The organism is Salinihabitans flavidus, from assembly GCF_900110425.1.
Classification (GTDB): Bacteria; Pseudomonadota; Alphaproteobacteria; order Rhodobacterales; family Rhodobacteraceae; genus Salinihabitans; species Salinihabitans flavidus.
On the sequence record NZ_FODS01000074.1, the window covers coordinates 1 to 1,351 of the forward strand.

General features: G+C 54.0%; 1 protein-coding gene and 1 pseudogene. Both read left to right on the forward strand.

From position 1 onward, the window contains the following. The first annotated feature begins 150 nt into the window (after window positions 1–150). Window positions 151–456: a hypothetical protein gene (locus tag BMW66_RS20215; RefSeq protein WP_139196339.1), complete on the forward strand. Its 306-nt coding sequence runs from the start codon at window positions 151–153 to the stop codon at window positions 454–456. Between the two features lie 157 nt (window positions 457–613). Continuing rightward, window positions 614–1,287, forward strand: a pseudogene (locus tag BMW66_RS19840) (IS1595 family transposase); the annotation flags it as partial. Window positions 1,288–1,351: the final 64 nt, after the last annotated feature.

The following is a 1,351-nucleotide window of genomic DNA, read 5'->3' on the forward strand; positions in this document are numbered from 1 at the left end:
CGTGATTTGCGCATCGTCTGTTCTCCTTGTCGTTTTGAACGTTACGAGAACAAACTCTACTTTTGAATGGCCCGGTTTTTGGGGGGCAGGTCAGATAACCTACACCCGATAGATGGACGGGTCTTAACCGATACCGCATACAATGAGAAAATGGTCGAAATTGCTCGGAAAACCAAAAGTAGCCATTGGTCTTATGAGGAAGAGTGGCGCTACTGGTTTCCACTTTCAGACAAAGAAAAGGGGCTGAAGCTCGCTAAGCCGGACGAATTATTCTTCGCTGATTTCGACGCAAACCTTGTTCTAAGAGAAGTGATATTTGGAGCTAAGTCGGCCCATACCACAGAGAATTTCAAGACGTTCCTTCGTCAAGCAGACAGTGTGAAATTCACCACAGCACGACCATCTTTCCGTCGATTTGCGATGGTCCAACAACGGCTCGCAAGCCTCAAAAAATAGGCGAACCCTCTGGAAGTTTTTGTGTCGGCGCGGCTAAAGTCGGCCGACTTTGTAAAGTCCGCCCGGTGCGCGTTGCTGCCCGCTCGGACCTTCGTCTGAACGACGGAGGCGCAGCAGAGGCAGACTGGGAAGCTTGCGTTAGGTGCGGAACACTATCCTCGGCGTTACTTTGAAAACCGCTTGGTTCATGTCGCACCGTATCCGCGAAGCCATGCGTTCCGGCGATCTTGCGCCGATGGGCGGCGGCGGCGGAATTGTCGAGATTGATGAAACCTACTATCGCATCAATGATGAAGGCCGTTCGCGCCGCGCTAAGCACAACAGCCTTAAGAAGAACCGCGACAAGCCCTTTCACTTCCATGGCGGTTCCGGTCACAAAATGGCTGTCCTGTCGCTGGTGGACCGCTCCGGGCGGGTTCGAAGATTCCATGTCAAGAAAGCGAACAAACAGAACGTGCTGCCCATTCTGCGCGACAATCTGGATGCAGAAGCCAAGGTTACCACCGACGAAAGCGGCCTCAATGGCGGACTCGACGCGGATTACATACACGCCTTCGTCAACCATGGCCGCAAAGAGTACGGGCGGGGCATCATCCACACCAACACCATTGAAGGCTACTTCTCGATCTTCAAGCGCGGCATCATGCGCGGCGTGTACCAGCACTGCAAGGAAAAGCACCTGCACCGCTACCTTGCTGAATTTGACTTCCGCTACAGCAACCGTCAGGCTCTTGGCACTGGCGATACCGAACGCGCAGACCTCGCGTGACTGGCATCGTCGGCAAGCGGCTCACCTACCAAATGAACCGCCCCGGGTTTACCGGAGAGTAAAACTCTCAAAAGGTGAGCCTCATGACAGACAAGAAACACACCCCGAGCTACACGGCCGAGTTCC

Bases quoted from the DNA above. Each gene is read 5' to 3' on its own strand.
- BMW66_RS20215 (WP_139196339.1), top strand. From the start codon at position 151: ATGGTCGAAATTGCTCGGAAAACCAAAAGTAGCCATTGGTCTTATGAG.